Annotated in this window: 21 protein-coding genes; 6 read left to right on the top strand and 15 right to left on the bottom strand. The window is 71.5% G+C overall.

Annotated elements, in window-relative coordinates:
- Window positions 1-843 precede the first annotated feature (843 nt).
- Genes ACIBA9_RS27340 through ACIBA9_RS27330 form a run of 3 tightly spaced genes read right to left on the bottom strand, consistent with a single transcriptional unit; the run spans window position 844 to window position 5,068 of the window.
- A complete protein-coding gene (locus ACIBA9_RS27340) occupies window positions 844-2,172 on the bottom strand; it encodes a hypothetical protein (RefSeq protein ID WP_399366974.1) in 1,329 nt (442 codons plus the stop codon).
- The gene (locus ACIBA9_RS27335; protein ID WP_399366972.1) at window positions 2,169-3,866 is read right to left on the bottom strand and encodes a lipopolysaccharide biosynthesis protein; all 1,698 of its coding nucleotides are present in this window, start codon (window positions 3,864-3,866) and stop codon (window positions 2,169-2,171) included. The genes ACIBA9_RS27340 and ACIBA9_RS27335 overlap by 4 nt, the downstream gene beginning before the upstream one ends.
- Window positions 3,863-5,068, bottom strand: a complete 1,206-nt coding sequence (locus ACIBA9_RS27330) for a glycosyltransferase family 4 protein (RefSeq protein ID WP_399367081.1) — start codon at window positions 5,066-5,068, stop codon at window positions 3,863-3,865. Before ACIBA9_RS27330 ends, ACIBA9_RS27335 begins: the two co-directional genes overlap by 4 nt.
- Before the next feature lie 393 nt (window positions 5,069-5,461).
- On the opposite strand from ACIBA9_RS27330, the gene ACIBA9_RS27325 reads away from it, so the two are divergent.
- On the top strand, window positions 5,462-5,941 hold the full coding sequence (locus ACIBA9_RS27325; RefSeq protein ID WP_362157828.1) for an adenylyltransferase/cytidyltransferase family protein: 480 nt from the start codon (window positions 5,462-5,464) through the stop codon (window positions 5,939-5,941).
- Here the strand turns inward: ACIBA9_RS27325 and ACIBA9_RS27320 are convergent.
- A complete protein-coding gene (locus tag ACIBA9_RS27320) occupies window positions 5,901-6,620 on the bottom strand; it encodes a CDP-alcohol phosphatidyltransferase family protein (RefSeq protein WP_399366970.1) in 720 nt (239 codons plus the stop codon). The two genes, ACIBA9_RS27325 and ACIBA9_RS27320, sit on opposite strands and share 41 nt — an antisense overlap.
- A gap of 155 nt (window positions 6,621-6,775) precedes the next feature.
- Window positions 6,776-7,630 carry a LysR family transcriptional regulator gene (locus ACIBA9_RS27315; RefSeq protein WP_399366968.1) on the bottom strand — a complete coding sequence of 285 codons (855 nt, stop codon included), beginning with the start codon at window positions 7,628-7,630 and terminating at the stop codon, window positions 6,776-6,778.
- Between the two features lie 103 nt (window positions 7,631-7,733).
- Between ACIBA9_RS27315 and ACIBA9_RS27310 the strand changes: the two genes are divergently transcribed.
- Complete coding sequence (locus tag ACIBA9_RS27310) at window positions 7,734-8,459, top strand: SDR family oxidoreductase (protein WP_399366966.1); 726 nt, start codon at window positions 7,734-7,736, stop codon at window positions 8,457-8,459.
- 118 nt (window positions 8,460-8,577) lie between these two features.
- Here the strand turns inward: ACIBA9_RS27310 and ACIBA9_RS27305 are convergent, their stop codons facing one another.
- The gene (locus tag ACIBA9_RS27305; protein WP_362157818.1) at window positions 8,578-8,748 is read right to left on the bottom strand and encodes a DUF5670 family protein; all 171 of its coding nucleotides are present in this window, start codon (window positions 8,746-8,748) and stop codon (window positions 8,578-8,580) included.
- 137 nt (window positions 8,749-8,885) lie between these two features.
- Between ACIBA9_RS27305 and ACIBA9_RS27300 the strand changes: the two genes are divergently transcribed.
- Complete coding sequence (locus ACIBA9_RS27300) at window positions 8,886-9,059, top strand: CsbD family protein (protein ID WP_362157816.1); 174 nt, start codon at window positions 8,886-8,888, stop codon at window positions 9,057-9,059.
- A 161-nt stretch (window positions 9,060-9,220) separates the two neighbouring features.
- Here the strand turns inward: ACIBA9_RS27300 and ACIBA9_RS27295 are convergent, their stop codons facing one another.
- The 8 genes from ACIBA9_RS27295 to ACIBA9_RS27260 all read right to left on the bottom strand — a co-directional run bounded on the left by ACIBA9_RS27295 (window position 9,221) and on the right by ACIBA9_RS27260 (window position 21,223).
- Window positions 9,221-10,066 carry an RNA polymerase sigma factor SigF gene (locus ACIBA9_RS27295; protein WP_399366963.1) on the bottom strand — a complete coding sequence of 282 codons (846 nt, stop codon included), beginning with the start codon at window positions 10,064-10,066 and terminating at the stop codon, window positions 9,221-9,223.
- A 147-nt stretch (window positions 10,067-10,213) separates the two neighbouring features.
- Window positions 10,214-10,966, bottom strand: a complete 753-nt coding sequence (locus ACIBA9_RS27290; protein ID WP_399366961.1) for a hypothetical protein — start codon at window positions 10,964-10,966, stop codon at window positions 10,214-10,216.
- Window positions 10,967-10,978: 12 nt separating this feature from the next.
- Window positions 10,979-15,751, bottom strand: a complete 4,773-nt coding sequence (locus ACIBA9_RS27285; protein WP_399366960.1) for a putative T7SS-secreted protein — start codon at window positions 15,749-15,751, stop codon at window positions 10,979-10,981.
- A gap of 2 nt (window positions 15,752-15,753) precedes the next feature.
- Window positions 15,754-16,407 (bottom strand): hypothetical protein, encoded by a 654-nt coding sequence (locus ACIBA9_RS27280; RefSeq protein WP_393899153.1) that lies wholly within the window; start codon window positions 16,405-16,407, stop codon window positions 15,754-15,756.
- On the bottom strand, window positions 16,404-16,817 hold the full coding sequence (locus ACIBA9_RS27275; protein ID WP_399366957.1) for an SseB family protein: 414 nt from the start codon (window positions 16,815-16,817) through the stop codon (window positions 16,404-16,406). The genes ACIBA9_RS27280 and ACIBA9_RS27275 overlap by 4 nt, the downstream gene beginning before the upstream one ends.
- Before the next feature lie 155 nt (window positions 16,818-16,972).
- Window positions 16,973-17,632: an MSMEG_1061 family FMN-dependent PPOX-type flavoprotein gene (locus ACIBA9_RS27270; RefSeq protein WP_399366955.1), complete on the bottom strand. Its 660-nt coding sequence runs from the start codon at window positions 17,630-17,632 to the stop codon at window positions 16,973-16,975.
- A gap of 90 nt (window positions 17,633-17,722) precedes the next feature.
- On the bottom strand, window positions 17,723-19,051 hold the full coding sequence (locus tag ACIBA9_RS27265) for a class I SAM-dependent RNA methyltransferase (RefSeq protein WP_399366953.1): 1,329 nt from the start codon (window positions 19,049-19,051) through the stop codon (window positions 17,723-17,725).
- 120 nt (window positions 19,052-19,171) lie between these two features.
- Entirely contained in the window at window positions 19,172-21,223 is a 2,052-nt protein-coding gene (locus ACIBA9_RS27260; protein WP_399366952.1) for an APC family permease, read from the bottom strand.
- 161 nt (window positions 21,224-21,384) lie between these two features.
- On the opposite strand from ACIBA9_RS27260, the gene ACIBA9_RS27255 reads away from it, so the two are divergent.
- The 3 genes from ACIBA9_RS27255 (at window position 21,385) to ACIBA9_RS27245 (ending at window position 22,975) form a co-directional block, all read left to right on the top strand.
- Window positions 21,385-21,519 (top strand): hypothetical protein, encoded by a 135-nt coding sequence (locus ACIBA9_RS27255; protein WP_399366950.1) that lies wholly within the window; start codon window positions 21,385-21,387, stop codon window positions 21,517-21,519.
- 113 nt (window positions 21,520-21,632) lie between these two features.
- The gene (locus tag ACIBA9_RS27250; RefSeq protein ID WP_362157795.1) at window positions 21,633-22,304 is read left to right on the top strand and encodes a TrkA family potassium uptake protein; all 672 of its coding nucleotides are present in this window, start codon (window positions 21,633-21,635) and stop codon (window positions 22,302-22,304) included.
- Window positions 22,304-22,975, top strand: a complete 672-nt coding sequence (locus ACIBA9_RS27245; protein ID WP_399366947.1) for a potassium channel family protein — start codon at window positions 22,304-22,306, stop codon at window positions 22,973-22,975. Before ACIBA9_RS27250 ends, ACIBA9_RS27245 begins: the two co-directional genes overlap by 1 nt.
- 128 nt (window positions 22,976-23,103) lie before the next feature.
- Here ACIBA9_RS27245 and ACIBA9_RS27240 read toward each other — a convergent pair whose 3' ends face one another.
- Window positions 23,104-23,889 carry a DUF3159 domain-containing protein gene (locus ACIBA9_RS27240; protein WP_362157790.1) on the bottom strand — a complete coding sequence of 262 codons (786 nt, stop codon included), beginning with the start codon at window positions 23,887-23,889 and terminating at the stop codon, window positions 23,104-23,106.
- Window positions 23,890-23,891: the final 2 nt, after the last annotated feature.

Genomic DNA, 23,891 nt, shown 5'->3' with positions numbered 1-23,891 from the left:
GGTGAGCCGGACGGTCGGCCCACCAGGACCGCCGGGCGCCGATGCCGTCGCGGACCACTCGTCCACGCGGATGCGGCGAGCACGACCGGTCGAGCACGGGTGGCCCATGGATGACCATCCCACCCGAACCGCCAGGCGCGATGCCCTCACGAACCGCCCGTCCACCCGCCCGCACCGGATGGACCAGAGCCCAGCCGCGGGCGGTCAGTTCGCCAGGACCGCCCGGACCGGCGCCGTCGTAGGCCGCCGGTCCGCGCAGGCGGGCGACGCATTACCGGTCAGTTCGCCGGGACCGCCCGGGCTGCGGCCGGCATGGGCCGCTCGTCCGTCCGGATGCGGCGACGCTCGACCGGTCGGGCAAGGTTGGGCCCCTGGATGATCCGCCCGCCCGAACCGCCGGACCCGGTGCCCTCACGAAGCACCCGTCCACCCGCCCGCACCGGATGGACCAGAGCCCAGCCGCGGGCGGTCCCGTTCACCGGGACCGCAGGGGCCGGCAGCGTCGTCAGCCGCCGGTCCGCGCGCAGCGGGCGACGCGTGACCAATCGGGCAAGGTGGCCCTGGATGACGCCCTGACCGCCAGGCCCGGTGCCCTCACGGGTCCGCCCGTCGACACCGCCCGCACCCGACCGCCCAGAGCCTAGCCACGGGCGGTCAGTTCACCAGGACCGCAGGAACCGGCACCGTCGCGGGCCGCTCGTCAACGCGGAGGCGGCGACGCTCGACCGGTCGGGCAAGGTTGGACCCCTGGATGACCCGCCCGCCCGAACCGCCGGACCCGCTGCCCTCACGAACCACCCGTCCACCCGCCCACGCCCGACCGACCAGAGCAGCCGAGGGCGGTCAGTTCGCCGGGACCGTCGGGGTCGGGGTCGGTGTGGGTCGCTCGTCCGCGTGGAGGCGGGCGACGCGGGTCCAGGCCGCCGCCGCCTTGAGCGCGGAGCCCGCGGCCAGTCCCCAGGCCGCGCCCAGGGCCGATCCGCTCAGCAGGTATCCGCCGAGCATGAGCGCGACCGAGACCAGCGAGAAGACCACCTGCACCGACAAGGTGGCGCGCGGGCTGAGCACCCGCAGGGTCACCAGGGCACAGGTGCCCAGACCCATCACCGCGTACTGGGCGCCGGAGGCCGGCAGCAGCGCCGAGGCCGAGTGCCAGGTGGCGCCGAGGAGTTGGTGGCCGACGTCGGCGGGAAGGGCGTACAGCACCAGGCCCCAGGCGAGGCCGACGACACCGAGCACCAGACCGAGCACGGCGGCGGCCCGTGCGGTGGCCCGGCGCCCGCGAAGGCGGCCCAGCAGCGGCGGCCCGAACGCGTTGACCGAGTTGAACAGGACGTTGAGTGGCCCGAAGAGCGTGGTGGCGCCGCGCAGCGCGCCGACCGCCAGCGGCGCGGCGAAGAGCCCGAGGCCCAGTACGGCGAGCTGGCTGGAGGCGTTGCCGACGGCGAACTCCACCACGAAGCGCTGCCCGAGGTGGCCCCGGCGCACATAGGGCAGCAGGTCGGCTCGTACCCCACGCACCTTCGGCCACAGCAACCGCAGCCCGAGCAGCAGCGCCGGCACGGCCGACAGGCCCCAGACGGCCACGAGCATCCCGGGCGCGGTGTGCGGGGACTGGGCCAGCAGCGCGGGCACCACGCAGACCAGGCGCAGACTGTCGGCGGCCAGCGCCAGGCCGGGGCGCCGCAGGGTGGAGAACGCGTAGCGCAGCCCGTCCTGCACCAGGACCAGCGGCAGGACGAGCCCCAGGGCGAGGAACGCTCCGCCCGGCCCGGCCCAGCCGCCGGTGAGGGCGGCGGTGATCGCGCCGACGGCGGCGAGCAGGGCGCCGACGGCGGTGGCGGCCAGCGCGGTGAAGGAGACGGCGGACCGGCAGGCGGCCCCGGTGACCGTGGCGCCGCCGCGGGTGAGGACGACGGCCTGCCCCACGTACGCCATGTTGAGGCCGAGCAGCACCGTGAAGGTCAGGTAGACCATCGAGAAGGTGGCGAACCCGTGCGCGGTGGAGACGCGGGCGGCGATCACCAGCACGGCGATGTTGGTGAGGCTGGACGCCGCCTGATCGAGCACCGAGGCGACGACGGCCGCCGACCGGCGCCGCGCGCGCGGGGAGCCGGGGGCCGGGTCGGCGTCCCTCGGTGGTCGTTCTCCGGGATTCCCCGGGGTGCTCACCGGTCCACCGAGCGGACGGTGCGCAGCGCAACCGTGTCGCTGCCGTCGCCCTCCGGATACCGCTCGGGCTCGCGGCCGGTGTCGGCCGGGGCCGGACGGGACGCCGAACTCCTGTTCTTGTGCCGCCTGTTGTCGCGGCGGCCGCCGCTCTCCGCCTCGCCGCGGCGCGCCTCGGGATGCGTCACGGCCCCCAGCACGGTGCCGCCCGCGCCGACGATCAGCTCGCGGATACGAACGAGGTCGGCGCGGTGCACGGTGCGCGGGTCGCAGACGATGAGCACCCCGTCGACCCGGTCGACGAGCGCGAGGGCGTCGGCGTAGGCGAGGACGGGCGGGGCGACGACCACGACGGTGGCGTCGGGATCGTCCGCCTCGGCGATCAGCCGGGTGGTCCGCCCGGAGGTCAGCGCGCGCGGGACGTTGCGCACCCGCTCGCCGGGGACGAGCCCGAAGGACCCGGACTCGCCCGCGTCGACCACGAGTTGACCCGGTCCCGGCCACTCGCCTTCGGGGGACTCGGCGCCCCCGCGGCTCCAGCGGGGCCGGGAGGCGGCGGACACGTCGAGCCGGTCGGTGAGGGACGGCGTGCGCAGATCGGCCTCCACCAGCAGTACGTGCTTGCCGGTCTCCGCGAAGGACGCGGCGAGGTTGACCGCGACGGCCACGCTCGACTCCATGGAGCCGCGCGGGGCAACGACGAGCAGGCGGCGCCGGTCGGCGAACCTCTCGTCGTAGGCGAGCCGGAAGGCGACCGAGCGGTATTCCTCGGCCGCCCGGGAGTCGGTACGGCCGACGACCAGGGCGCCCGCCGAGCCGCGCGGCAGCGCGCCGAGCACGGGACCGCGCACCGCACGGGCCACGTCGCCCGCCGAGCGCGGAGCGGGGTCGAAGACCAGGCGCACCCAGGCGCCGAGCAGGCCGAGGCCGACGCCGACGAGCCCGCCGAGGCCCAGCGAGAGCGGCAGGCCCGGGCCGTCGGGGGCGGTGGGGACCGTGGCGTTGCGGATCACGTTGCCGGGCGTCATGTCGAGCGCCTTCAAGCTGGTGATCTTGGAGCGGAGGTCGGTGATGCGGTTGATCAGGTTGGCCTGCACCGCGTAGGCGGAGTCGGCGGCGGATCCGTTGGGCAGCTGCTTGATCCGCTGGGTGAGCTCGTCGTTCTGCTTGGCGACGGGATCGAGCTGGTCCTTCAAGCTCTTGAGCATCGAGTTCCGGACGGACTCCCACTGCTCCTTGCGCAGGTCGATGTAGGAGCGGGTGAGGGCGTTGGCGCGGCGCGCCGCCTCCTTCGGGTCGGAGGCGTTGTAGGTGAAGTGCAGTACGAGGGTCTGCGGAGGGTTGGTGACCTGGAGCCCGTGCTGGAGCCGGTCGACGTCACCCGAGCCCATTCCGAGCTGCTTGACGGCGCCTTCGGCGACCTTGCGGCTGATCGCCGTCTGCCGCTCGGACCCCATGTTGATCGCCTTGTCACCGGAGAGGGTCGGGGCGAAGGGATCGCTGGTGGGGGCGCGCAGCACGACGTCGGTGGTGGCGGCGTAGCTGTCGGCTCCGGTGATGCCGAGCCAGGCACCGGCCAGCAGTCCGACGCCGATACCGACACCGATCAGCCGGCGGTAGCGCAGCAGTTGGCGGAACTGCTCGCGCAACTGCTCCGGCTCGTCCTCCGTCCGGACGGGGACATGTGTGTCGCTCACCTGCCAAGACCCCCCAAAGCCTCGTCGATCAGCGCGTCGATCCGCGCGAGACCCGCCTCCCGGGAGAGATGGGCGGCCACGTGGCGCGGGCCCGCCGCGCCCAACTCGTCCGCCATGACGGGATCTTCGGCGAGTCTACGCACTGCGGACAGAAACCGATCGGGATTCTCCGGTTCCACCAGCACTCCGGCGCCGGAGCGCAGTACCTCTCGCGCCGTGCCGCCCTCGGCGGCCACGGAGGCGACCACCGGGCGGCCGGCCGCGAAGTAGGAGGTGAGCTTGGAGGGGACGCTCATGTCGAGGACGGAGGCCCGCTGGGTCACGGCGAGCACGTCGGCCGCGGCCAGTACGTCGGGGAAGTCGGCGTCGGCCACGGCGCCGAGGAAGTGGAGGTTGGGCAGCCCCTCGGCGAGGTGGGTGAGGTGCTCACGCTGGTTGCCGTCGCCCATGAGGACGATCCGGATGGCCGGGTCGCGGCGGGCGGCCTCCACGAGCACGTCCAGCCCCTGCTTGAGGCCCATGTTGCCGGAGTGCAGGACCACCGTCTGTCCCGGGCGCCACCCCAGGCGCTCGCGGGTCCGGTCCCGTGGCACCGAAGGCGCTTGAATGTGCGACCAGTTGGGCACCAGGCGGATGCGTCCGGGATCGACGCCCATGGCCCGCACCCGTTCGACGAACGTCTCGTGGATGACGCCGACGAGCGTGGCGCGCCGCAGCACCCACGACTCCGCGCGCTCGGCCAGCTCGGCGGCGCGGCCGCCGCCCCGGATGCCGGACTGCGCGGCGGCGGCTCCCATGAGGTCCTGTACGACCGGCACATACGGGGCGTGGTGCCGGGCGGCGATCCGGGCGCCGAGCACTCCCCCGGCGAGGCTGGGCAGTTGGGCGAGTACGGCGTCCACGCGGCCGGTGCGGGGTGGCGCGACGAGCCCGTGGGCGAGGATCGACCCCTCGAACAGGGCGCGGCGCAGGGCACTCTGCCGCGGTGGGACGCTGTGCCGGCGGCGGTGCACGGTGACGCCGGCCCGCTCCTCGGTGGCCCGCCACACCCCGCGGTAGGCGGGGTCGAGGCGCCAGGACGGATAGTGCGGGAGCCCGGCGAGGACGTGGGTGTCGTGTCCGCGGCTCGCCCAGTGCTCGGCGATCCCGGTGGCGTAGGGTCCTATGCCGGTGTGCTCGGGAGCGTAGTTGGTGGACACCAGGAGCAACCGCCGTACCGCGGACGGCGTTTCGCGCTCCCGGTCGTGACGGGTGGTGCGGTCCGGATGGCCGCCCTGCGCGGCGGTGAGGTCCGGATGGCCGCCCTGCGCGGCGGTGAGGTCCGGATCGCCGCCGCGCTGTCGCTCGTCGTGGGTCTGTGTCACGAGACGAAACCTTTCCCCCCGGCCACCTCGGCGGCCTCCCCAGTGTGTCGGCGCCCTCGCCCCACGGGACCCCCCGATCCCACCCGAGATCTGCACACCGATCGCGAGTGAACCAGGACGCACCCTGATTGTTCACCCTTCGGGCACCGAGCATGAACGCTATCGTCAAAGTCCGCGCATCCCCGCAAAGGGGTGCGCACAGGGGGTCACCATCGATCGAGGGGGGCATCTGTGCCATCGAGCAAGCCGTACCGCGTGGGCTACGCGCCGGGCGCCTACGATCTGTTCCACATAGGGCACTTGAACATCCTGCGCCACGCACGGGCCCAGTGCGACTACCTGGTGGCAGGCGTGGTCTCGGACGAGATGGCCGAACGGGCCAAGGGCAGGCTGCCGATGATCCCGCTGGTCGAGCGGCTGGAGATCGTCCGCAGCGTCCGTTACGTGGACGCCGCGTTCGTCGAGACCGTGCCGGACAAGCTGGAGACGTGGAAGCAGGTCCGCTTCGACGTGCTGTTCAAGGGCGACGACTGGCGGGACACGCCCCGGGGGGAGCGGCTGGAGCGGGACTTCGCGACGGTCGGCGTCGACGTCGTCTATTTCCCGTACACCGTGCACACGTCGAGCACCCAGTTGCGGCGCGCCATCGACGCGCTGAACGGACCGCGGTTCACCGACGAACTGCGGACAGTTCCCGGAACCACTTGGTGAGGAAGGCGACGAGGAAGAGGCCGGCGGCGACGGCGAGGACGGTGTAGACCCACCGGAAGAGGCCGCCGCCGCCGAGCAGCAGGAAGACCAGGCAGAACACGCCGTGGTCGACGGGCAGCAGGGCCACCGCGCGGGCCGTCGAGGGCGCGCCGCGGTCACCCGGGGCCGCCTTGGGCTTGAGCTGTTCGGTGAGCAGCCCACCGAAGAACGTGACGACGGCGACGAGCTGGAAGCCGAGCGGCACCAGCAACCAGCCGTCACCCGCGGTCCCGAAGTGACCGGGATGGCGGTAGAAGGAGATCAGCACGGCGGTGTGCAGTGCGGTGATCTTGGCGCAGTCGACGACGTGGTCGAGCCACTCTCCCGCCGCGCTGCCGCCGCCGCGCAGCCGGGCCAGCTGCCCGTCGGCGGAATCGAAGGCGAACCCGACCGCGAGCCCGGCCCACACCACGAGCCCGGCACCCCAGGAGGGCGCGGCGAGTGCCACGGCGACAACGGCGGTGAAGCTGAACGCCGCGCTGACGAGGGTGACTTGATTGGGAGTCAGGCCGACCCGGTAGGCACCGGCGGCGAGATACCGACCGGCCGGCCGGTTCACGAACCGCGAGTACAGCGACACACCCTTCGCACTCTTCTGCGCGGACTTCAGCCGTATCAGCGCCGACGCCGTACCGCTCATCGAACCCCCTCGCCTCGTGACCTCACCGGTCGCTCCCCTGATCCACATCATCACAGGCGGAAGCGCGCGATACCGAACGATCGGGTAACTGACCGGAAACGCCGGGTGGCGCCATGTCGTGGGTCGCGGACGAGCCGTTCCACGGTGGGCCGCCCTCATCCCGCGAGCCGTGCCGCGATCCGGACGAGGTCGGCGACGGGCGCGGACCGGCTGTGCGGTGGCCACGCGATGACCGTGGTGACCGGCGGCGCGTCCAGTACGGGCACGGTGGCGAGGCCGCCGGGCAGATGGATCCGGCACGATTCCGGCGCGATCCAGCAGGCGCGTCCGAGCGCGATCAGCTGATGCAGCTGCGCATGGTCACGGGCCTGGGGGCCGGGGCCGTCCGGATAACTGCCGTCGGGACCGGGCCAGCGGGGCATCGGCAGACCGGGCAGGTCGGTCACGTCGGCCATGCGCACATGAGGCCGGCCGGTGAGGGGATGTCCGGCCGGCAGCACCAGGACCTGTTCCTCCGTGTGGAGCTCTTCGGTGTCGAGTCCGGTCGTCGTGTCGAACGGCCGGTGCAGCACGGCCACGTCGGCCCGGCCGTCGCGCAGCAGTCGTTCCTGCTCGCCGATCCCGCACAGCACCACGTCGACGGTGACCGCGTCGGGTTCGGCGGCGTAGGCCTCGAGCAGCTTCGCCAGCAGTTCGCTGGAGGCGCCGGCCTTCGCGGCGAGGACCACGCCGGCGTGGCCGGTCGCGGCGAGGGCGGCGCGCCGGGTGCGGCGCTCGGCGGCCGCGACCGCGTCCAGCGCCGCCCGGGCCTCGCGCAGCAGTACCGATCCGGCCTCGGTCAGGGTGACGGCACGGCTGGTGCGTTCCAGCAGCGTCACGCCGAGGCGCCGTTCGAGCAGGCGGATCGCCCGCGACAGCGGGGGCTGCGCGATCCCGAGCCGCCGAGCGGCCCGCCCGAAGTGCAGCTCCTCGGCGACGGCGACGAAGTACCGCAGTTCACGCGTCTCCACCCCGTCACATTAGCGACTGCGACCGCGATCGATACCCGCACGGTATCGAAGCCCACCCGATCGGTGTTGGACGCACCGCGGGGATCCGGACAGAGTCGGTCGTATGAGTGAACAGACGATCGCGCTGGTGACCGGCGCGAACAAGGGCATCGGATACGAGATCGCGGCGGGGCTGGGCGCCCTCGGCTGGACGGTCGGGGTCGGCGCCCGGAACGAGGAGCGGCGCGAGGCCGCGGTGACGAAGCTGCGCGAGACCGGCGTGGACGCGTTCGGCGTACCGCTCGACGTCACCGACGACGCGAGCGTGGACGCCGCCGCCACGCTGATCGAGGGCCGCGCCGGACGCCTCGACGTGCTCGTCAACAACGCCGGGATCACCGGCAGCGCGCCACAGATGCCGACCACGGTCGACCCCGCGACGGTGCGGGCGGCCGTCGAGACCAACGTCATCGGCGTCATCCGCGTCACCAACGCGATGCTGCCGTTGCTGCGCCGCTCGGCGTCACCGCGGATCGTGAACATGTCCAGCAGCGTCGGCTCGCTCACCCTGCAGAGCGCTCCCGGCGCCGAGATGGGCCCGATCTCCGTCGCCTACTCGCCGTCGAAGTCGTTCCTGAACGCCGTCACAGTCCAGTACGCCAGGGAGCTGCGGGACACGAACATCCTGATCAACGCCGCCTGTCCCGGCTTCTGCGCGACGGACCTCAACGACTTCCGCGGCGTTCGCACCCCGGCGCAGGGCGCGGCCATCGCGCTCCGGCTCGCGGCCCTGCCCGACGACGGCCCGACCGGCCGGTTCTTCGACGACGCCGGGGAGGTGCCCTGGTAACTCCTCGCGCCCCGGTGTACTTCTGTGCTCACGCTGATCCCGTCTCGAAACCAAAAAGGGTCTGTCCGGCGTAATCCGCCGGACAGACCCTTTGAGTGATACTCGGACGCGGTTCAGATCACCATCGATACCAGCGTCCGCGACCGCCACTTGAATTGGTGGAACGCATGACGAAGCCCAGCAGCCACAGCACCAGGACGATGACCGCGACCCACCAGAGGATCTTGAGGGCAAAGCCGGCACCGAAAAGGATCAGGGCCAAAAGAAGAACGAGCAGCAGGGGAACCATAGTTATCAACCTCCTGAGCTGCGTATGCCCCGCACGTCCGCCCCTACTCCCCCGCCGCACCTTGTTTGTGCGGGGAATGCCGGGGCACGAGTGAGCTACCGCGAAAGCGACATCCAAGCTATGAGGAGGCGCATTCCATGACTGCCGGCGAGAAGGCCAAGGCGAAGACCGAACAGGCCGAGGGCAAGGTCAAGGAGGCCGCGGGAAGCGCCGTGGGCAACGACCGACTGGCCGCCGAGGGACAGGCGCAGAAGAGCACGGGCGACGCTCGCGAGGCCAAGGAAAAGGCGAAGGACGCGCTCAAGCACTGAGCCTCTCCCCTTCGCGTTAAGCGTCTACGCGACCACGCGATAATTCACACGAACAGGCGAAGGGCCTTCCCGCACCGAATGCGGGAAGGCCCTTCGCCATCAGCGTTTGTACTCACCGAATCACCGAACTCACCGATGTGTGAGCACGCGTCGTTGCCGTATTACTGCTGGGTGAGCATTCCCTCGCGCAGACGGGCGAGGGTGCGCGACAGAAGCCGGGAGACATGCATCTGGGAGACACCGAGGTGTTCACCGATCTGCGCCTGGGTGAGTTCCTCGACGAACCGCATGTGGATGATCTGCCGGTCCCGTTCGTCGAGTTCGGCGATCAGCGGGGCCAGGGCGTGGAAGTCCTCGACCAGTTCCAGCGCCTGGTCTTCGGCACCGATGAAGTCCTGCAGCGCGGATTCGCCGTCCTCGCTGCCGTTGATCGTGGCGTCCAGGGAGGAGGAGTTGTAGCCGTTGGCGGCCAGGCGGGCCTCCCGCACCTCGTCCTCGGGCAGGCACATGAGGTCCGACAGTTCCTTGACCGTCGGCGTACGGCCGAGGCGGCTGCGGAGTTCCTCGGTGGCGCGGGCGAGCTGGACCCGGGCCTCCTGCAGCCGGCGCGGGACGTGCACGGCCCAGGTGGTGTCGCGGAAGAACCGCTTGATCTCCCCGACGATGTAGGGGATGGCGAAGGAGGTGAACTCCGCCTCGCGTGAGAGGTCGAAGCGGTCGATCGCCTTGATCAGGCCGATCATGCCGACCTGGACGATGTCCTCCATCTCGTCCGCGCCGCGGCTGCGGAACCGTCCGGCCGCGTAGCGGACCAGGGACATGTTCATCTCGATGAGGGTGTTGCGCGCGTAGCTGTACTCGGGCGTGCCCTCTTCCAGGACCGCCAGCTGGTCGAAGAACAGCCTGGACAGCTCACGGGCGTCCTTGGGCGCCACCCGGGAGGGATCGGAGACCTCCGGCAACCAGCCAGTCCGCGTGTCCCCTGCCAGGGTGCTCATGAGCGCCATACTGTTCCCCTCCTACAAGTCGAACCAAGGTCTACGGCCCACCGTACCGGCGGACAACGCAGCGGTTACCCCGTGCCTCCGCGTTCATGCCTGTGTTTCACACATCCTGCCCAGACGGCCCCGGCGCGCTGTTCGAAGCCGGGCGAGTCAGCCGGTCCCGTAGTCCTCCACCAGGTTGGCGATGAGCGCGAGCAGGGCGTTGACGCGGTGCCGGTCCTCGCGTTGGGCGCGCAGGGCCCGGTGGACCTCCGCGAGCCGGGCCAGGGCGGCCGGGTCCTGGTCCTGCACCTCTTCGAGCAGCGGATCCGTGATCAGGTCCAGACAGGCACCGAGCAGCGCGCGGGTGGCCGGGGACGGCGGAGCGGGGTCCGGAGCAGCGTAGGCGGTGGTCAGATAGCGCGCGGGATCGGTGAGGCTCCAGCCGACGACCGTGCCGTTCTGGACCAGGAGCGCCACGTCCGGGGCGATCCCGATACGCGCCTCCAGCGGTGCGTCGAGAACCTCGAGGTCGCGCAGACAGGCCAGCACGGCGTCCCCGGGCGCGCGGCACAGCACCGAGGCCGCTTCGAGGCGGCAGTCGCGCTCCTCGTCCGCGCGCAGCCCGCCGGGGCGGACCGCCGGCGCGGAGGGGAGGCGGGCGCAGTCCTCGGCCGACGCCGACTCGTGGGGCAGCTGGAACTCGGCGCCGACCAGTTCCCGGCTCGACCGGTCGAACCCGAGCGTGTCCGGGGCGTCCCACAGCCACTCCTGGCTACCGAAGGTCTCCGCGAGGAACCGCACCCGTTCCTTCACGTCCCCGTAAGGCGCGACGGCCACGAAGGTGCCCGTGAAGCGGGGGGTGAAGGGCAGGGGATCGTCCGTCACCGTCGCGGACCAGCCGTCGTCGAGGGTCAGTCTCATGGTCAGCGTGCCTCATCTGATCTGTACGGCGGGGGGCATGAATCCGTCCTTGCCCGGAATCTTTCCCTCCACGATGTCCTCGTGGGTAATCGGTGCACCGGGAGCGGTCGGCTCGCCGCCCAGTGCCGTCGCCCCGGATTCGCCCCTGATGCCCGACGGCCCGTACGCCGTGATGGCCTGACCGGCCTCGGAGCCGGGCCCATGGGTCACGACGACGTCCTCGCCCTGCCGGAAGACGAGTTTTCCGGCCGAGCCCGACGACTGGTACACGGCGTCCGGGTTCTTCAGGATCTCCAGGACACGTTCGTCGGTGAAGCCGTGCATCTCGTCCCCGTGGTACTTGGGGTGTTTCCGGAACGTGCCGTCCCGCGCCCGTTCGATCACCCCGTCCGCCGTCTTGACGCTCCGCTGCCTGGCCTTCTCCTCCTTCGTGTACTTGGGCATCAGCCCCAGCGGGTCGCACCCGGTGTAGGGGTTGTCCACATAGCCGAGGGGGTTGGGCGCGGCGGCGAGACCCAGCGGGTCCGGGGAGGTGTAGCGGCCGGTCTCGGGGTCGTAGTGGCGGAAGAGGTTGTAGTGGAGGCCGGTCTCGGGGTCGTAGTACTGGCCGGGGAAGCGGAGCGGGGTGTAGGCGCTGCTGTCCCGCGCCCAGGCGGTGGTGCCCCAGAGGGTGCTGCGGCTGCGCCAGGCGATGTCCCCCGTCTCGTCGATCAGTTCGGTGGGGGTGCCGATCAGGTCGGTGGCGATGGCGAAGAACCGCCGGTCGATCTCCTGCTGCCGGCCGTCGGCCGTCAGGATGCGCTCGGTCTGGGCGAGGGGGACGACGTCACGGTGGTCCCAGCTGAGGGCGACCGTGTGCGGGAGGTCCGGCCGGTGGCTGGTCTGCTCGCAGAGGGTGAGCCCGTCCCAGGTGAAACGGACCTCCTCGACCACGCTCTCGCCGTCGGCCGCGAGACACTGCTTCGCGGTGCGGCGGCCCAGCGGGTCGTAGCGGTAGCGCCACCGGGCGCCGTCGGGGGTGGTGACGGAGGTGAGGCGGTTCTCCGTGTCCCACTCGTAGCGCCAGGTGTCCGGCTTGCGGGACAGGCGGGTCTTCTGCCGCAGGGTGACCCGGCCGAGGGCGTCGTGCTCGAAACGGACGCCTCCGGCCCGGGTGATGCCCGTGCCGCTGTACATGCGCGGTCCGGTGGCCTCGCCGCCCGGGTGCCGGTCCGGCCAGGAGGCCGAGGTCTGGTTGCCGGCGTCGTCGTAGGCGTACCGCTCCGTCCAGCCCGGGGCGTGGACGGCGGTGACCCGGCCCATCGGGTCCAGGTCGAACGAGCGGGTACCGGAGAGCCGGTCCGCGACGGACAGCAGGCGTCCGTCGGCGCGGTAGGAGTAGGAACGGCTGTTGACGGCGTGGGCCCCGGCGGTGATGTGCTGCGAGGCGAGCCGTCCGGCCTCGTCCCAGGCCGCCGTCATGGTGATCGCGTCCCCGAAGGCGCGGGCCAGTTCGCGTCCGGCGGCGTCGTGGGTGAAGTCGACGGGCCGGCCACCGGTGGTCAGCCGTGCGGGGAGCCCGTCGGAGTCGTAGGCGTAGGAGGTGACGTGGCCGGTGGGGGTGGTCCGGCGGACGCGCCGGTTCAGGGCGTCGTAGGAGTAGAGCATCGGGCGGCCGTCGACCAGTTCCGTTTTGACGCGCCCGTTGCGGTCGTACTGGTAGCGCAGTTCGCTGTCCGGTCCGACCGCCTCGAGGAGGCGGCCCGCCCGGTCGTACGCGTACGTCGTCACCCGGTCGTCGACGGTCTTGGCGATCACCCGGCCGAGTGGGTCGCGCTCGAAGGAGATGGTGCCGCCGAGGGCGTCGGTCCTGCTGGTGAGGCGGCCGGCGGCGTCCACGCGGTAGGTCAGCGTGCGCCCGTCGAAGTCGGTCTCGGAGACGATGTCGCCGACCGCGTCGTACTCGTACGTCCAGCTCAGGCCGTGCGGGCCGGTGACCTTGGTGAGGCGCAGGTCGGCGTCGTGCTCGAATTCGTAACGGCCGCCGTCGGGACGGGTGGTGGCGAGCGGGAGGTCGAAGTGGGTGTATTCGTGGCGCGTGACGGCACCGGCCGCGTCGGTGTGGGCCGTGCAGTTGCCCTCGCCGTCGTACGTCCATGACTCGCTCGCACCGTCCGGGCCGGTGCGGCGGGCGAGTTGGCCGTCCGCGTTCCACTCCAGGCGGGTGACGCCGCCTGCCGGGTCGGTCACCCGGACCGGGCGGCCGAGCCCGTCCCGCTCGGTGCGGGTGGTGGTGCCGGACGGGTCGGTCACCGCCACGGTCCGCCCCGCCGCGTCACACCTCACCCGGGTGGTGTTCCCGAGGGCGTCGGTGACCGAGGTGGGGCGGCCGGCATCGTCGTAGGTGGTGCGGGTGGTGCGTCCGGCCGGGTCGGTGTACGCGGTACGGTTGCCGCGCTCGTCGTAGGTGTACGTGGTGCGGGCGCCGTCCCACCCGACGATCTCCGTCGGCAGCCCGAACGGACCGCGTACGACGCGCAGTTCGGAGCGGTCCGGGCGGACGGCCGAGATCAGCCGGCCCTCGTCGTCGTAGGTGAAGACGTTCGTGGCGCCGAGCGGGTCGGTGCGGGACAGCAGGTTGCCGCTCGCGTCGCGGTGGAAGCGGGTGGTGCGGCCGAGCGCGTCCGTGGTGGCCAGGATCCGGCACCCCGGGCCGATCACATGCCGGGTGACCCGGCCGTCGGCGGTGGTCAGGACCGTCGTACGGTGGCCGGTCGCGGGGTCCGGTTCGGTGTACCCCAGGGTGATCTGGACGTGACCGGCCTCGCCGCCCTCGGCGACGACCCGGTCGCGGTCGTCGTACACGTAGTCGTAGCGGCGGCCGTTGGAATCGGTCCAGGCGATGACGCGGTGGCCTTCGTCATAGAGGAAGGTGGTGACGGCGCCGGACGGGCGGGTGACGGTGGTGAGGTCGCCGTTGTCGTAGCCGTAGCCCATCAGCGGCAGGTCCGCGCCGTTCTCCCCGGCGCCCGCGAGGAAGAGCGCGGTCACCCGGCCGTCGGCGGTGGTCAGTCCCAGCCGGTGGCCCGCGGAGTGGACGAGGGCCAGGGGCAGTCCGTCCTCCGCCCGGTCGACGGTGACGGTGTGGCCGCCCCGTTCGCCGACCCCGGACAGCCAGGCGGTGCCGTCACCTCCCGGTCCGGCGGCCGCCGGACCGGTGAAGTGGCGGACCACGCCCGAGTCGGGGTCGGTCAACGTGTAGTCGCCGTCGGTGTCACGTGCGAGCAGCACGCGCGCCGCGGCCGTGCCCGGCCGCGGCCGGGTAGGGGCGCCGGGGACCGGGTGCGGGTAGGGGATCAGGAGGCCGTCGGCGGTGACGTGGACGACGCCGACGGCGTCGATCTCCAGCCGCTCGTCCACCGTGGACGTCCACGACGGCCCCAGGAAGCGGCCGACCGTCAGGCCGGACTCGGTGCGCCGGGTGAAGACCAGCGGCAGGATTCCCGGGATCTCCACATCGGTCTGGGGCAGGAACATCCGGCCCGTGGCGAGGTCCACCGGGTCGGAGCCGTCGATGAGGCGTTCCCCGTCCGGGTGCGCGTGGGTGCCCTCCGGCACGTCGTCGACGAGCCTGCGCACCTTCGCGGCTTCGGAGGCGTCCTCGGCGACGCGCACGCCCTTCACCGCGGCACCGCCGCCGTCGGTGGCCACGGTCAGCACGATGTCGGGGATCAGCCGGCCGAAGCCCTCGGCCGGGTCCTTCATGAAGTCCTTGACCATCTGGGTGCCGGTGCCGACGGGGTCGTTGGCGGCCACGACGAGGCCGGCGGCCAGGCTGTTCAGGGACGTGGCGTACTCGGCCGGGTGCGTCAGGTTGTACGGGTCCATGGGATCGACGCTGCGCACGAAGTTCACGATCCCGGCGGTGCCCTTGACGAGGCCGCCGGCCACGTGGTCCTGCATGATCCGCGCCTCGTCGTAGCCGTCGCGCAGCTGCTCGGCGTAGGACGGCTTCTTCGGGGCCATGTCGCGGGCGGCGCGTACCGCGGAACGCGCGGTCTCCGCCGCCGAGTTCCGCTGTTTGCGGGCCTCGGCCAGGATGTCCTGCGCGTCCTTCATCAGCTTCTTGCCGGGGTCGTCGAACGTCTCGGCGGGGCGTGGCGGGAGCGAGGACGGGTCCCGCTTGTCGGCGGACTGGGCGTTGTAGCGGTCGACGGCCTTGTTGTAGGCGTCGACCTTCTCGCGGTGGGCGTCGGCGGCGTCCTCGGACGCCTTGACGCCCGCCTTCCACTTGTCGATCGCCGTCTGCGCCTGGCCCTGGGCCCAGGTGACCGTGTCGGCGAACGACTCCAGCGCGCTGATCGCCTTGACGCAGGCCTCACCCGCCGTGTACCAGCGGTGGGGCTGCTTGCCGACGGTGGTGCGCAGCGCGTCGGCCGCCTCGCCCTTGAGCCGGGAGGTGTCAAGGCCCCAGAGGCCGTCACCGGTCTCGTCGAAGGCCGACTCGAAGGCGCGGAGCTTCGCGGCGACGGCGTTGATCTTGCTCGGGCTGCCGTAGACCAGCTTGGTCTTGTCCTCGGTCTGCCCGAGGTCCATCTCGTCGACCTCGGCGCCGAGCCGGTTGGCGACCGAACGGGACTGCTCGCGCACCCAGTCGGCGCCGGACTCCCAGCCGACGTCCTGCAACCGGTCGGCGGTCCAGTTGCCCGCGTCCTCGACCCGGTCGCCGACCCACTCGACGCCGTGCTCGATCTTGTCCTCGACCGAGTCGGGCGTGATGTCACTGATGAAGTCGCCGATACCCACCGTCAGTTCCCCCCGGACTCACCCTGCTGTTGCTGCTGCGCGCGCTCTTCGGGCGACGGTCCGAAGGTGTCGTCCAGCGCCTGGTTCCACTGGTCGTCGGAGACACCGAGCGCCTGGTTGAGCATCTGCGACCGCATACCGCCCTCCCCCTCGGTGAGAAGGCTGCGGCCGGTGTCCTTCCAGGTCTGCGCCATGTCGTGACCGGCCTTGTCGAACGACTCGGCGCTGTAGTCGGGGTGCAGGTAGTCCGGGGTGAAGATGTCGCCCCAGCCCTGCTTGGCGATCTCCTCCTCACTGGCGTGCGGGTTGCCGCCGAACAGGGAGTTGGCGCCCACCTTCAGCGAGCCCGCCACGTACTGGTCCTCCTCCCACAGGGTGCCCGCCGCCAGGCCGAGCCGGTTCGCGATCTCGCTGGCGTCCCGGACCAGGGCGCGCACGCCCCACTCCCAGGACTCGCAGAAGTCCTCGAAGTCGACCGAGAGGCCGTGGTGTCCGGCCTCCATCCCCGTCATCGCCAGCTCCGAGAAGCCCTTTCCCATGAGGGAACCGGTGGCGCCGCCGAGGTCACCGAGCTGTTCGATGGTCGTCCCCAGGCCCTGTGTGAACTTGGCGACGGACGCCTTGTCCAGCTGGAGGTCCTTGCCGTCGTCGCTCAAGACCGCCCCTTCCCCGCCCGGCCGGCATCGACGGCTACCGCGTCCGGGACGATGCCGGCGACCGGCGGAAAGAACATCGCCCCGTCCTCGGTGGCGATGTCGACGGCGAGACCGGCGGGCTCGCCGAGGGCGGGCACGATCTCGTCGACGATGCGCGCGCCCAGCAGGGCCGCGTAGTCCATCGGCTGGTCTCCGGGCGCGTGGTGCAAGGCGAACCGGGCCAGTGCGGCCTCGTCGGTGAACCCGCAGATCCACCGCGTCCCGCCCGAACGCACCGACCACAGCCCCCCGTCGGCCACGGGCACCAGAAGGACCGAGCGGCGCATCTCACCGACGAGGGCTCGAGGATCGCCTTCCGCCCTCCTCCGCTCGGCGATGCGCTCGGCGAGCCTCGCCTCCGGCCTCTGCACGCTTCCTCCCCGGTCGTAGTCGCGGATACCACCGTAGAAAGGGACGCGCACCGACAAGGGGCGGTTCTGCGGGGGCTTCGTGAGGGACGGTCCGTGACCGACCGTCCATGACTGATCGTCAGTGCGCGGTCGCGACCGCGGAGACTGTCCCCCCGTCACTCGTACCGGTACTTCAGCGAATCAGCCTCCGCCTGCTCGATGTCGGCGATCGTCAGCTCCGGCATCCGCAGCTGGGCCAGCGTCACCTCGGCCGAGGTCGGCTGGGCGTCCGCCGGCAGCCACTGCTCCGGCTTCCAAGCGCCGCTGCGCAGCAGCGACTTGGGGCAGTGCGGGTAGACCTCCTCGATCCCCACCACCAGCGCGCTGGCCGGCGGCTTGCCCACGGCGGTCAGCTGTGACAGCAGCTCCGGACGGGTGGAGACGCAGGCCCTGCCGTTCACCCTGAGCGTCGTGGTGCGCCCGGGGATGACGAACAGCAGCCCCGCCCGTCCGGTGGCGACGACGTTCTGCAGCGTGTCCAGACGCTTGTTGCCGGTCGCGTCCGGTATCGCCACCGTCCGCGCGTCCAGCACGGCGACGAACCCGGCGGGGCCGCCGCGCGGGGAAACGTCACAGTTGCCCTGGGCGTCCGCGCTGGCGACCAGGACCAGCGATGAGCATCCGATCAACCGCCGTGTCTGATCGGTGAGTTCCGTCATCTGCTTGCGCACGGCCGCGTCGCCGGGGAGCGCGTAGGCCCGGCGCAGCCCCTCCTGATCGGTCACCGCGTCGAGGCGGAGCGAGTCGAAGGCGCTGCCGGCGAGGAGTGATGTCATGCCCCCGACCCTAATGGGCCAACCCGCGGCCATGGCCGAAAGCGCACCACGCCCACAGCGCACACACCGCACACTCGACGAAAGATCAGGTCAGCGGCCCTTTTCGGCCGGCTCCAAAATAGCCACGCACTCCACGTGATGCGTCATCGGAAACAGATCGAACGCCCGCAGCGTCCGTACCCGGTATCCGCCCTCCCGGAAGTAGCCCAGGTCCCGGGCGAGGGCGGCGGGGTCGCAGGCGACGTAGGCGATGCGGCGGGCGCCCAGGGAGGAGAGGTGGGTGACCGTCTTGCGGCCGGCGCCCGCGCGGGGCGGGTCCAGGACGATCAGGTCGACCTCGGTGATGCCCGTGCGCGGCAGTACCGACTCGACCTTGCCCTGCTCGATGCGGACGCGGTCGAAGCCGGCGAGGTTGTGGCGGGCGTCCTCGACCGCCCGCTTGCCGGACTCGATGCCGAGGACCGCGCCCTTCTCGCCGAGGCGGTCGGCCAGGGCGCCGGCGAAGAGGCCGACGCCGCAGTAGAGGTCCAGGGCCATGTCGCCCTTGCGGGGCAGCAGGCCCTGCATGACGGCCTTGACGAGGGTGTCGGCGGCCATCGGGTGGACCTGCCAGAAGCCGCCGCTGCCGACCCGGTAGGTGCGGTCGTCGGCGCGCTCGCGGACGAACGCGCGGCCGTGGACGCGGTGGATGCCGCCGTCCTTCTCGTCGACCCGCATCACCGAGACCGGCCGGTCCAGCTCGACGAGCGGCAGCCGGGCCCCGGGGCGGGGCTCCAGGATGACCATGCGGTCCTGGGATCCGGTGGCGGCGATCGCGTCGACGGACGCCATGCCGGACCAGTCGCGCTCCTCGATGCCCAGCTCGCTGACGCCCTGGGCGGCGATCATGCAGTGGTCGATCGGCTCGACCTCGTGCGAGCGGTGGCGGCGCAGGCCGGCGTTGCCGTCGGCGTCGACGGCGTACTGGACGCGCGTGCGCCACTGCGGGACCTGGCCGGCCGGCAGCTTGTCGCCCTCGGCCGGCATCACCGTGCCGTCCCAGCCGGCCTCCTCGGGGGTGAGGCCCGCGAGCCGTTCCAGCTGCTCGGCGATCACCTCGCCCTTGAGTCGGCGCTGGGCGCCCGGCTTGGCGTGCTGCCAGTCGCAGCCGCCGCAGCGGCCGGGGCCGGCGAAGGGGCAGGGTGCCTCGACGCGGTCCTTGGAGGCCTCCAGGATCTCCACGGCGTCCGCGCGCAGGAAGCGGGCGCCCTCCTCGCCCTCCGTCACCCGGGCGCGCACCCGCTCGCCCGGCAGCGTGTGCCGGACGAACAGCACCTGGCCCTCGGCGGTACGGGCGATGCAGTGGCCGCCGTGGGCGACGGGGCCGATCTCGACCTCGTACTCCCGGCCCACCAGAGACGTCGTCGGTTCTGCCTGCATGGTGGGGGGACTCCAGATCGAAGAAGGGGGCACGAGCGGAAGGAAGCGCCGCCGCGTGGGCGGCCGTACACCGGTCGGGCCGGACAACAGCCCACCAGTCTACGGCCTCCCCGCGGTGCCTCAGTCCTTGGCGGGTGCCGACTCCTTCGGCCGCTCCACCGCCGGCCCGCGCCGCACGGCGCCCGGAGCGCTCCACTCCTGCCGCCTGCGGGCCCGCACCTTGGCCGCCTCGGAGGACTGCAGCTGGTAGGGCACCGAGGTCACCATGACGCCCGGGGTGAACAGCAGGCGGCCCTTCAGGCGCAGCGCGCTCTGGTTGTGCAACAGGTGCTCGTACCAGTGACCGACCACGTACTCGGGGATGATCACGGAGACCGCGTCACGCGGGGACTCCTTGCGCAGACTCTTGACGTACTCGATCACCGGGCGGGTGATCTCGCGGTACGGCGAGTCCAGCACCTTCAGCGGTACGTCTATGCCGCGCCGCTCCCATTCCTCGCGCAGCGCCTTGGTCTCGGGCGGGTCGACGTTGACCGTGAGCGCCTCCAGGGTGTCCGAGCGCATCAGCTTGGCGTAGGCCAGGGCACGCAGCGTCGGACGGTGGATCTTGGAGATCAGGACGACCGAGTGCACCCGGGAGGGGCGGACCATGTCGTCGGCGGGACCCTCGGGGGCGGCGATCTCCTCGGCCACACGGTCGTAGTGCTTACGGATCGTGGTCATGGTCACGTAGAAGATGACCATGCCCAGCAGGGCCACCCAGGCACCGTGGGTGAACTTGGTGACCAGCACGACGACCAGCACGAGGCCGGTGAAGAACGCGCCGAACGCGTTGATCGCGCGGGAGCGGACCATGTGGCGGCGCTTCGCCGGGTCCTTCTCGAGCGCCAGGTGGCGGTTCCAGTGCCGGACCATGCCGGTCTGGCTGAGCGTGAAGGACACGAACACGCCGACGATGTACAGCTGGATCAGGCGCGTGGAGTCGGCGCCGTAGATGACCACCAGCAGGGCCGCCGCGCCCGCCAGCAGCACGATGCCGTTGGAGAAGGCGAGACGGTCGCCGCGGGTGTGCAGCTGGCGCGGGAGGTAGCGGTCCTGGGCCAGGATCGAGCCGAGCAGCGGGAAGCCGTTGTAGGCGGTGTTGGCCGCGAGGAACAGCACGAGGGCGGTGGCGGCCGCCAGCACCACGAACAGGAAGCTGCCCTTGCCGAACACCGCCTCGGCGACCTGGGAGATCACCGGGTTCTGGACGTAGCCCGAACCGACCGGGCTGCCGTTGTGGAGCAGGTCGGTGGCCGGGTGCTCGGCCATGCGGACCTTCGTGGCCATGGCGAGGGCGATGATGCCGCAGAACATGGTGACGGCCAGCAGGCCCATCATGGCGAGCGTGGTCGCCGCGTTCTTCGACTTGGGCTTGCGGAAGGCGGGGACGCCGTTGGAGATGGCCTCCACGCCCGTCAGGGCGGCACAGCCGGAGGAGAAGGCACGCAGGAGCAGGAAGACGAGCGCGAAGCCGGCGAGGCCCTGGTGCTCGGCCTTGATGTGGAAGGCGGCCGTCGGGGCGCGCATGGTGTCGCCGAGGACCAGGCCCCGGAACGCGCCCCAGGCGACCATGATGAACACGCCGCCCACGAAGACGTACGTCGGGATCGCGAAAAGCTTTCCCGACTCCTTCACGCCGCGCAGGTTCATCAGCGTCAGCAGGACGATCACGGCGGTCGCGCACAGCACCTTGTGCTCGACCACGAAGGGGACGGCGGAACCGAGGTTCTCGATGCCGGAGGCGATGGAGACGGCGACGGTCAGGACGTAGTCCACCAGCAGGGCGCTGGCGACGGTCAGACCGGCCTTGGGGCCCAGGTTGGTGGTGGCGACCTCGTAGTCGCCGCCGCCGCTCGGGTAGGCGTGAACGTTCTGCCGGTAGGAGGCGACGACGGTGAACATCAGGACCACGACCGCGAGGGCGATCCAGGGGCTGAAGTGGTACGCCGACACGCCCGCGATGGACAGAACCAGCAGGACCTCCCCCGGCGCGTAGGCGACGGAGGACAGCGGGTCGGAGGCGAAGACGGGCAGTGCGATGCGCTTCGGTAGGAGCGTTTCGCCCAACCGGTCACTGCGCAGTGCGCGCCCGATCAGAATCCGTTTGGGCACGTCGGTCAGTTTGGACACGAGAGAGGATCGTAAGCCTTCGAACAGGCAGCCGCCCAGTCGCCGTCCCGTATCTGCCCCACGAGTGAACTCAAGCCTCACAAGAACTACGGATTCCGCGGTGGGCGCGCCTTCCGTGCCTAGATGGCAAACCCCGCCTGTCGTCGCACCTCGGAGGTCCCATGCCCGCGACCGCTGAGCTGATCGGGGCCACGGTCGCCCTGGCCGGCCTCGGAATCCTGACCCTGTTCAGCGTGCGCAGCATCACTCGGCGGTGGGCGCGATCCATGATCACGGAGGGCGACCGGCACCGCTGATCCCACGAACCCCCGCACGGGGGTGCCGACCCCCGACCGCCCGTGTGTAGCTTTGGGCGTCGGTCTGAGACCCTGATGCTGAGCAGTAACTTTTGGACACCGGAAGGACGGTCGTGCACATCGTCATCATGGGCTGCGGAAGAGTGGGTTCCGCACTTGCCCAGACCCTGGAGCAACAGGGCCACACGGTCGCCGTGATCGACCAGGACCCCACCGCCTTCCGTCGACTGGGCCCGGGCTTCGGGGGCCGCAGGGTCACCGGGGTCGGCTTCGACCAGGACACCCTGCGCGAGGCGGGCATCGAGGAGGCCGGCGCCTTCGCCGCCGTCTCCAGCGGTGACAACTCCAACATCATCTCCGCGCGCGTGGCCCGTGAGATGTTCGGTGTGGAGAACGTGGCCGCCCGTATCTACGACCCCCGCCGCGCGGAGGTCTACCAGCGCCTGGGCATCCCCACCGTGGCCACGGTCCGCTGGACCGCCGACCAGATGCTGCGCCGCCTGCTGCCTTCCGGGGCGGAGCCGTTGTGGCGTGACCCCACCGGCGGCGTCCAGCTCGCCGAGGTGCACGCCTCCCCCAAGTGGGTCGGGCACAAGATCAGCAGGCTGCAGGAGGAGACGGGCGTCCGGGTGGCGTTCCTGACCCGTCTGGGCGAGGCGATGCTGCCGACCTCGCAGACCGTGTTGCAGGAGGGCGACCTCGTGCACGTGATGATGCGCACGGACGACGTCGAGAAGGTCGAGGCGGCGTTCGCCGAAGGCCCGGAAGAGGAGGGCGGTCACTGATGAGGGTCGCCATTGCCGGTGCCGGCGCCGTCGGTCGTTCGATCGCGGCCGAGCTGCTGGAGAACGGCCACGAGGTGCTGCTCGTGGACAAGGCCCCGACCGCCATCTCGGTGGAGCGGGTGCCCCAGGCGGAGTGGCTGCTGGCCGACGCCTGCGAGATCACGTCCCTGGACGAGGCGGCGCTGCAGCGCTGCAACGTGGTCATCGCCGCGACCGGCGACGACAAGGTCAACCTGGTCGTGTCGCTGCTCGCCAAGACGGAGTACGGCGTCCCGCGCGTCGTCGCCCGGGTGAACAACCCCAAGAACGAGTGGTTGTTCAACGAGTCCTGGGGTGTGGACGTGGCCGTGTCCACGCCGCGACTGATGTCGGCCCTCGTCGAGGAGGCGGTGAGCGTCGGCGACCTGGTCCGGCTGCTCCGCTTCAGCCACGGCGACGCCAACCTCGTCGAGCTGACCCTTCCCGAGGAGTCGGCGCTGGCCGGCACCCAGGTCGGCGACGTGGAGTGGCCGCAGGACACCTCCCTGGTCACGATCATCCGGGGCACGCGGGTGCTGACCCCCTCCAAGGAGGACTCCCTGGAGCCGGGCGACGAGCTGCTCTTCGTGGCCGCGCAGGCCCGGGAGGAGCAGCTGGAGGAGCTGCTGTCGGTACGGCGGGAACAAGCCTGACCGCACGAGAAAAGGGCGCCCTCGCTGCCGGGGGCGCCCTTCGTCGTCGTACGGGCGCCCCTCGCCGCCGGGGCGCGCCCTTCGTCGTCGTATTACGGCCGCTCACGCCGCCGTCGTACCACGGCCGCTCACGACTCCCGGCGGTGCCGTCCCGCGGTCGCCTCGCCGCTCTCGCCGGCCGCCGCGGCCGCGCGCTCCCGCTCGGTCTGCGCGGCCTTCTCGGCCCGTTCCTCGGCCTCCATCTCCGCGAACACGTCGATGGGCGCCGGCGCCTTCGCGAGGAAGACCCAGGTGAGCCAGACCGCCAGCAGGAACGGCGGGATCTTCAGGGCGACCAGGATCCAGCCGAGCGAGGTGGTGTCGGCCCACCAGTACAGCGGGAAGAGGATCGCGCACTTGGCCAGCAGGATCAGGCCCCAGGCCCAACTGGCCTTCGCATACGCCTTCTTGCGGCCGGGGTTGCGGGTGCGCCAGGAGAGGTTCTCCTTGAAGACCGGGCCCAGGATGAGGCCGATCAGGGGCACGCCGGCGAGGGTCGTGACGATGTAGGCCAGCGCCAGGCCCAGCGTGTAGAGCATGCCGGGGAGGTAGAAGTCCTTGGCGTTGCCGGTGAACATCGCGAACACCACGCCGAAGGCGACGCCGAACACGCCGCTGAAGGCGTGCTTGACGGTGTCCTTCATGACCAGCCGGACCACGACCAGGACGAGGGAGACGGCCAGCGCGGCGATCGCGGCCAGATGCAGGTTCTTGTCGACCGTGAAGATCGCGACGAAGAGCAGGCCCGGCACGACCGTCTCGACCATGCCGCGGACACCGCCGAACGCCTCGAACAGCGCGGCCTCGGTCACCGCGCGGACATCGGCGGGCGGACTCTGGTCGGCGCCTTCGGTCGGCTTGTCGAGGGACGTCACCG

The organism is Streptomyces sp. NPDC051452, from assembly GCF_044454765.1.
Lineage (GTDB): Bacteria > Actinomycetota > Actinomycetes > Streptomycetales > Streptomycetaceae > Streptomyces.
The sequence above is the reverse complement of the archived record's forward strand: the minus strand, read 5'-3'. Positions and strand labels throughout refer to the sequence as shown.

Coding starts and splice junctions, on each gene's coding strand:
- ACIBA9_RS27245 (WP_399366947.1), top strand. CDS start 22,304: ATGAGGGTCGCCATTGCCGGTGCCGGCGCCGTCGGTCGTTCGATCGCG.
- ACIBA9_RS27295 (WP_399366963.1), bottom strand. CDS start 10,066: ATGGCGCTCATGAGCACCCTGGCAGGGGACACGCGGACTGGCTGGTTG.
- ACIBA9_RS27305 (WP_362157818.1), bottom strand. CDS start 8,748: ATGGTTCCCCTGCTGCTCGTTCTTCTTTTGGCCCTGATCCTTTTCGGT.
- ACIBA9_RS27310 (WP_399366966.1), top strand. CDS start 7,734: ATGAGTGAACAGACGATCGCGCTGGTGACCGGCGCGAACAAGGGCATC.
- ACIBA9_RS27270 (WP_399366955.1), bottom strand. CDS start 17,632: ATGACATCACTCCTCGCCGGCAGCGCCTTCGACTCGCTCCGCCTCGAC.
- ACIBA9_RS27300 (WP_362157816.1), top strand. CDS start 8,886: ATGACTGCCGGCGAGAAGGCCAAGGCGAAGACCGAACAGGCCGAGGGC.
- ACIBA9_RS27320 (WP_399366970.1), bottom strand. CDS start 6,620: ATGAGCGGTACGGCGTCGGCGCTGATACGGCTGAAGTCCGCGCAGAAG.
- ACIBA9_RS27255 (WP_399366950.1), top strand. CDS start 21,385: ATGCCCGCGACCGCTGAGCTGATCGGGGCCACGGTCGCCCTGGCCGGC.
- ACIBA9_RS27290 (WP_399366961.1), bottom strand. CDS start 10,966: ATGAGACTGACCCTCGACGACGGCTGGTCCGCGACGGTGACGGACGAT.
- ACIBA9_RS27265 (WP_399366953.1), bottom strand. CDS start 19,051: ATGCAGGCAGAACCGACGACGTCTCTGGTGGGCCGGGAGTACGAGGTC.